Source organism: Edaphosphingomonas haloaromaticamans (assembly GCF_001853345.1).
Taxonomy (GTDB): Bacteria; Pseudomonadota; Alphaproteobacteria; order Sphingomonadales; family Sphingomonadaceae; genus Sphingomonas_E; species Sphingomonas_E fennica.
In genome coordinates, this window is the sequence record NZ_MIPT01000001.1 from 104,664 (window position 1) to 110,663 (window position 6,000).

The 6,000-nt window shown below is 70.0% G+C and carries 8 protein-coding genes and 1 pseudogene; 3 read left to right on the plus strand and 6 right to left on the minus strand.

Annotated features, from left to right (window positions below; all coding sequences use genetic code 11):
* Positions 1-20: 20 nt before the first annotated feature.
* Positions 21-281, plus strand: a complete 261-nt coding sequence (locus BHE75_RS00530; protein WP_084652812.1) for a GlsB/YeaQ/YmgE family stress response membrane protein — start codon at positions 21-23, stop codon at positions 279-281.
* Positions 282-415: 134 nt separating this feature from the next.
* Positions 416-1,138, plus strand: coding sequence for an SIMPL domain-containing protein (locus tag BHE75_RS00535; RefSeq protein ID WP_041865329.1), 723 nt, complete (start codon positions 416-418; stop codon positions 1,136-1,138).
* A 69-nt stretch (positions 1,139-1,207) separates the two neighbouring features.
* Here BHE75_RS00535 and BHE75_RS00540 read toward each other — a convergent pair whose 3' ends face one another.
* The 3 genes from BHE75_RS00540 to BHE75_RS00550 all read right to left on the minus strand — a co-directional run bounded on the left by BHE75_RS00540 (position 1,208) and on the right by BHE75_RS00550 (position 2,424).
* Complete coding sequence (locus BHE75_RS00540) at positions 1,208-1,465, minus strand: GlsB/YeaQ/YmgE family stress response membrane protein (protein ID WP_015458820.1); 258 nt, start codon at positions 1,463-1,465, stop codon at positions 1,208-1,210.
* Positions 1,466-1,710: 245 nt separating this feature from the next.
* Positions 1,711-2,010: a CtrA inhibitor SciP gene (sciP, locus tag BHE75_RS00545; protein ID WP_015458821.1), complete on the minus strand. Its 300-nt coding sequence runs from the start codon at positions 2,008-2,010 to the stop codon at positions 1,711-1,713.
* Positions 2,011-2,124: 114 nt separating this feature from the next.
* Complete coding sequence (locus BHE75_RS00550) at positions 2,125-2,424, minus strand: hypothetical protein (protein WP_015458822.1); 300 nt, start codon at positions 2,422-2,424, stop codon at positions 2,125-2,127.
* Positions 2,425-2,546: 122 nt separating this feature from the next.
* Here BHE75_RS00550 and mnmA point away from each other — a divergent pair, with 122 nt between their 5' ends.
* Positions 2,547-3,671 carry a tRNA 2-thiouridine(34) synthase MnmA gene (gene mnmA, locus BHE75_RS00555; RefSeq protein ID WP_070935325.1) on the plus strand — a complete coding sequence of 375 codons (1,125 nt, stop codon included), beginning with the start codon at positions 2,547-2,549 and terminating at the stop codon, positions 3,669-3,671.
* A gap of 455 nt (positions 3,672-4,126) precedes the next feature.
* On the opposite strand, the gene BHE75_RS00560 is transcribed toward mnmA, so the two are convergent.
* From BHE75_RS00560 to BHE75_RS24780, 3 genes and pseudogenes are all read right to left on the minus strand, one after another.
* A complete protein-coding gene (locus BHE75_RS00560; RefSeq protein ID WP_015458824.1) occupies positions 4,127-5,089 on the minus strand; it encodes a zinc transporter ZntB in 963 nt (320 codons plus the stop codon).
* Positions 5,086-5,817: a precorrin-2 dehydrogenase/sirohydrochlorin ferrochelatase family protein gene (locus BHE75_RS00565; protein ID WP_070931678.1), complete on the minus strand. Its 732-nt coding sequence runs from the start codon at positions 5,815-5,817 to the stop codon at positions 5,086-5,088. The genes BHE75_RS00560 and BHE75_RS00565 overlap by 4 nt, the downstream gene beginning before the upstream one ends.
* A gap of 67 nt (positions 5,818-5,884) precedes the next feature.
* Positions 5,885-6,000: pseudogene (locus tag BHE75_RS24780) on the minus strand (UTP--glucose-1-phosphate uridylyltransferase); the annotation flags it as partial.

Here is a 6,000-nt window from a genome sequence, read left to right on the forward strand (position 1 = left end):
AGAATATGGGAACCAGAACAATGAATCATGGGGTGATGGGGTGGCTGCTGATCGGGCTGGTGGCCGGCTTGCTGGGCAAGCTGCTGATGCCGGGGCGCGATCCCGGCGGATTCGTGGTGACGATCCTGCTCGGCATCGCCGGCGCGCTGCTGGCGGGCTATGTCGCGGTGATATTGGGGCTTGGCGTCGATGGCTGGATGCGCCAGTTCGGCGCGGCCACGCTGGGGGCGATCGCGCTGCTGGTCCTCTACCGGATCATCATGCACGTCCGCAGCCGTTGACGGCAATCCCCTGAAATCTTTCAGCCGGCTGTCGGCATCGTTCAGCCGGCAGCCAGCGGCGCGGTGGAAGAAGCCGTGCCGAAACGGCCGCCAGTTCCGGCGGCATTCCGACCAGGGAGCAGCATATGGCGGGCATGAAGGCGATGATGGCGATGGCGGGCGTCGCGGCGGCCGGGACGATGGGGCTCGCGGCCGCGGCCCATGCCCAGGCGGCGCCGACGGCGACGATCCAGGGCACCCGGCTGGACGTGGTGGCCGAAGGCGAGGTGACGCGCGTTCCCGATATCGCCACGATCAGCGCCGGCGTCGTCACCCAGGCGCCCACGGCGGGGGCGGCGATGTCGGAAAATGCCGAACGCATGGCGGCGGTGGTCGCGGCGCTGCGCAAGGCCGGCGTGGCCGATCGCGACATCCAGACGAGCACGCTCAACCTCAGCCCGCAATATCGCTATGGCGACAACAAGCCGCCGGTCATCACCGGCTATCAGGCGTCCAACCAGGTGAGCATCCGCTTCCGCGACGTGAAGCGGTCGGGCGCGATCCTCGATACGCTGGTGGCGCAGGGCGCGAATCAGATCAGCGGCCCGGCCCTGTCGGTGGACAAGCCGGAGGCCGCGCTGGACGAGGCCCGCGCCGCCGCGATCCGCACCGCGCGGGATCGCGCCGCCCTTTATGCCCAGGCGGCCGGGCTCCGGGTGAAGCGGATCGTCTCGATCAGCGAGCAGGGCGGGGGCTATCAGCCGCCGATGCCGATGGTGCGGATGGCGGCGATGAAGGCCGAGGCCGCCGACACGGCGGTGGAAGCGGGCGAGCAGAGGCTCAGCGTCAGCGTCGCCGTCAGCTTCGAGCTGGAATAAGGCCTGCCCGAATGGCGGATGAGGGCCGCGCCGGCGAAAGCCGGCGTGGCCCTTTCCGCATCGGAAGGGTCAGCGGACGCTGCCGCGCCGCACCAGGTTGACGATCGCCAGCAGCACGATCGCGCCTAAGAGCGACACCAGGAACGAATAGAGCGACAGGCCCGCATTGTTGATCGAACCGCCGGTGAAGATCAGCCCGCCGATGAATGCGCCGACGATGCCGACGATGATGTTCAGGAAAATGCCCTGCTGGGCATCCGTCCGCATCACGATGCTGGCGAGCCAGCCGATGATTCCACCCATGATCAGCCAGAGAATGAAGTTCATCTTGCCCTCCTTGGCCGGCACGCGATGCGGGGGCAGTGCGCCGTCCGGGCGTGCGGCTCCTCATGCTGATACGCTTGGGTAACGAATTTGGTTCCCTGGAAGGCGTCGAACGGAGCCGATCCATGTCCCGTCGCGGGCATAAAAAGACCCGCCGGCATGGCGGCCGGCGGGTTCGGAACCGGCGGAGCGAGGGGCCCCGGCCGCCGGCGGCGAAGGATTGGATGGAAAAGCGGGCGCGCGGCCCCTCAATATTTCTGCTGGCGCTCGTACAGCGATTTGTAATGCTGGATGCGCGTCACTCGCAGGCCCGGCATGCCGGACCGGTCGACCGCGCGCTGCCAGCCGGCGAATTCCTCCACCGTCAGGCCGTAGCGCTCGCACACCTCGTCGACGCTCAGCAGACCGCCATTCACCGCCGCGACGACCTCCGCCTTCCGGCGCACCACCCAGCGGGTCGTGCTCGGCGGCGGCAGCGTCTCCAGCGTCAGCGGCTCGCCGAGCGGGCCGATAACCTGGGCTGGGCGGATCTTCTGGTTTTCGATCATACTTAACCTCGAACTCGGCCGTTTTCGGCCTTGAGTGATTGCAGGAGCACCTAATAGCTTCGTCTCGTTGAACGAAGCCTAACGCGTGACGGTAAAGGCGATCTTTACAAAGGTTTACACCTCATCCTCTTCGGGGCCGCGCCGGCGTGCGGCCAACGGGTTGAAACTGCCGCCCAATGCATCGGGCGCGGCGGACCAGCCGCGATCGGCGGCCAGCAGCGTCACCAGCATGTCCACGGGATCGGCCTCGACGGGCGCGGGCGCGGGCAGGCGCGCGGCGACACGCGCCGTCGGCGTCGATGCCTGGGCGGCCGCGAGCCCCGCGATCAGCCGCGCGTGGGTGATGCGGATGTTGGTCCGTCCCGTCACGATGGCGCGCAGCGCGGCCCCGTGAAGGGAGAAGCTCAAATCCATCGGGCGGCTGCCCTCCTTCTGCCGTTCGACCCTGTTTGGCGGGCATGTTAGGGCGGATGTCTGAAGGCCCGGTAAAGGCGATGCGGTTTTGTTTGCGCCGCCGATACCCTATGTGGGCGGCCATGAACGTGGATTTCCAGCTTACGGGTTTCGAGTCGGGCGCATCGCTCAAGGGCGCGCGGATCGTCGTCGCCATGTCCGGCGGGGTCGACAGCTCGGTCGTGGCCGCGCTCGCGGCGAAGAGCGGCGCCGAGGTGATCGGCGTCACCCTCCAGCTCTACGATCACGGCGCCGCCACCGGCCGCACCGGCAGCTGCTGCGCGGGGCAGGATATCCGCGACGCCCGCGCCGTCGCCGACAGGCTGGGCATTGCGCATTATGTGTTCGATTATGAAAGCGCCTTCCGCCAGGGCGTGATCGATCGCTTCGCCGACGATTATATGGCCGGGCGCACCCCCATACCCTGCGTGCGCTGCAATCAGGGGGTGAAGTTCACCGATCTGTTCGGCATTGCCCGCGATCTCGGCGCCGATTGCCTGGCGACGGGCCATTATGTGCGGCGCGTGATCGGCGCCAACGGCCCGGAGCTACACCGCCCGGCCGATCCCGCCCGCGACCAGAGCTATTTCCTGTTCGCCACCACGCGCGCGCAGCTCGATTATCTGCGCTTCCCGCTGGGCGACCTGCCCAAGCCCCGCGTGCGGGAGATCGCGGCGGAGCTGGGCCTGGGCGTCGCCGCCAAGCCCGACAGCCAGGATATCTGCTTCGTGCCCGACGGCGATTATGCCGGCGTCGTCCGCAAGATCCGGCCGGAGGCGGAAGAAGGCGGCGATATCGTCGACCTCCAAGGCCGCGTCATCGGCCGCCATCGCGGGCTGATCCATTATACGGTCGGCCAGCGGCGCGGGCTGGAGATTGGCGGCCAGGCCGAGCCGCTCTATGTCGTCCGCCTCGATGCCGAACGGCGCCGCGTCGTCGCCGGCCCCCGCCGCGCGCTGGCGGTCAGCGCCGCGCGGATCGAGGAGGTGAACTGGCTGGCCGAGGGCTTCGACGGGCCGATGACGGTCAAGGTGCGCTCGATGGCCAGGCCCGCCCCCGCCCGCTTCGATGGGCGGATGGTGACGTTCGACAGCCCCGAATATGGCGTCGCCCCCGGTCAGGCGGCGGTGCTCTATGCCGGCGATCGCGTATTGGGCGGCGGCTGGATCGAGGAAACGGTGCCGGCCGAGGCGCTGGCGGCCGCCTGAGGGGCGGTTTCCCGGTCCGCGCGATTAAGCCGCCGGGATGGCCGGTCGCCGCGGCGAAAGGGGATCGAGGGAGCGCGCGGCCACAGTGAAGGCGCGGTGGAGCCTGACAGGAAGGCCCCGTCTGCCGAGGTAGACGGGATTGAGCGCGCACCCGGACAGGCCCGGAATACGCCACGATCAGGCTCCGACATCAGCATAGCATGGCGGAAGGCGCTGTCGACGGTTGCCTGCCTGCTCTTTGGAGCGTCGATGGGCACGCCGGGCGCGGGTGATCGCCGGCATCTCAATCCGCCCGGTCGGGCATGTCCTCGAAGAGATCGAGCAAGAAGCGGGCTTCCTCTGCCGCGGCTTCGATCGTCATCGCACCGCCGGATTCCCGATCCGCATTCGATGCTCTCGGCTTTGCGCGGTGTGAGGGGCTGGTTTTCCTTCGGCGATCGGGTCGCGCGGGCGCCCTATCCCCGGAACCAGTGGGCGCGCAGGAAATATGCCGTGATCAGGCCGGCGATCGCGGCGCAGACGCCGACGACGCCCCAGAAGGCCCAGGGCGCCTCCGCATAGGGGATGCCGCGCACATTCATGCCGAGCAGGCCGGTCAGGAAGGTCAGCGGCAGGAACACCAGCGCCACGACGGAGATCAGCAGCGTGCGCGTGTCGATCTGCTCGGCGCGCAGGTCGGTCAGCTGTTCGTGGAGCAGCGCCGCGCGCTCGCGCACCGCCTCCAGCTCCTCGGCCATGCGGGCGAAGCGGTCGGCCGCGTCGCGCAGGTGCAGCCGGTCCTCCTCCTCCAGCCAGTCCGCCTTCAGCACCGCGAGCCGCTCCAGCGCCTGCCGCTGCGGGGTGACGAAGCGGCGATACTGGATGGCGTCGGATCGGGTGCGGGCGATGATCCGCCGCATGGCGAAGATGCGCTCGGGATCGAGATCGGCCTCGCACGTATCGATGCTGTCGCCCATCGCCGCCACCTGCGGGTCGAGCGTTTCGGTGATCGCCATCGCCAGCGCCGCGATCAGGTCGCCCGGATCATGGATGGCGCCGGCGCGCATCTGGTCGCGCACCGTCTCGCTCGCCGCCAGCGGGCGGAAGCCCACCGAGATCACGCGCCCCTTTTCGGCCCATAGCCGGATCGAGACGAGCGGATCGGAATCCTCGTCGGGAATCGATCCCAGCCCGCGCATGTTGATGAGCGCGCCGTCGCCGATCGCCTCGGCGCGGGGCCGGGTCTCCACCGCGGTCAGCGCCGCGATCACGCCGGGGGACAGGTTGCTTTCCGCGTCCAGCCAGGCGCGTTCCTCGGCGAGCCGGCCGTCGAGGTGGCACCAGACGAAGCCATGGTCGGGCGCGCTGGCGCCGGCCCGGTCGATCGTGCGCGGAACGGCGCCGCCATTGCCGTCGGTGGCCCAGCACCAGCTCTTCATCGGTCCCATCCCAGGTCGATCGCAAGGCCCGGCCCGTCCTCGGCCGGGGCGACTTCGCAGGCGATGCGGAGCGCGTCGGCGCGGGCGCGGTCGAGGATCGCGGCCGGCACGTCGGCGCGGTGGTAGAGCCTGTCGCACTGGCCGAGCAATCGCGCCTCGCGCAGGGTGAGGTCGTCGGGATCGGGCGAGCGCAGGCGGATCAGGACGCGGCCGCCCGCCGATATGCTCTCCCCGGCGCCGGCAAGCCAGCCGGCGACGGCGCCGTCCGCCGTTTCCGCCAGCGGATCGAGCGGGCCTTGCGGCTGGAGCGCGGCATCGATCGCGCGGCGCCGGTCGCCGGCCTCGGGCCAGCGCGCCCGCAGGCTTTCGCGCGCTTCCGCCAGCNCATCGGCCAGCCGGCCGAGCGAGGCGGGCAGCAGGGCTTCCAGCCGCTGGCGGAGCGCCTTGGCGAGCCCGGCGGATGCGCCGCCCGTGCCGATCGCCACCAGCACCGGATCGCGATCGACGATCGCCGGCAGGGTGAAATCGCAGAGGTCCGGCCGGTCGGTGGCGTTCACCAGCACGCCGCGCGCGCGCAGCCGCGCCACGGCCGCCGCGTCGCCATCGGCCACGATCGCTATCGCCGCCCGTCCCGCATCCTCGTCCGCCTCGCCGACGATGCGGGCGCCCGCGCGCTCCAGCAGGCGCCTCTTGGCGGCTGCGGCATCGCCCGCGCCGGTCAGGATCACCGGCCGGCCGGACAGGCGGAGCAGGATCGGCAGGCTGTGCGTGGCGTTCCTCCCCCGGCCTTCCCGGTCAGAGCGTCTTGATGAAGGCGCGCACCGCCGGGCCGATATCCTCGCGTTCCAGCGCCAGCGCGATGTTCGCCTGGATATAGCCGGCCTTGTCGCCGCAGTCATGCCGGTCGCCGG

Excerpts from the sequence above, each read along its gene's own strand:
- BHE75_RS00530 (WP_084652812.1), top strand. The coding sequence starts at position 21 with ATGAATCATGGGGTGATGGGGTGGCTGCTGATCGGGCTGGTGGCCGGC.
- BHE75_RS00535 (WP_041865329.1), top strand. The coding sequence starts at position 416 with ATGAAGGCGATGATGGCGATGGCGGGCGTCGCGGCGGCCGGGACGATG.
- BHE75_RS00540 (WP_015458820.1), bottom strand. The coding sequence starts at position 1,465 with ATGAACTTCATTCTCTGGCTGATCATGGGTGGAATCATCGGCTGGCTC.
- sciP (WP_015458821.1), bottom strand. The coding sequence starts at position 2,010 with ATGATCGAAAACCAGAAGATCCGCCCAGCCCAGGTTATCGGCCCGCTC.
- BHE75_RS00550 (WP_015458822.1), bottom strand. The coding sequence starts at position 2,424 with ATGGATTTGAGCTTCTCCCTTCACGGGGCCGCGCTGCGCGCCATCGTG.
- mnmA (WP_070935325.1), top strand. The coding sequence starts at position 2,547 with ATGAACGTGGATTTCCAGCTTACGGGTTTCGAGTCGGGCGCATCGCTC.
- BHE75_RS00560 (WP_015458824.1), bottom strand. The coding sequence starts at position 5,089 with ATGAAGAGCTGGTGCTGGGCCACCGACGGCAATGGCGGCGCCGTTCCG.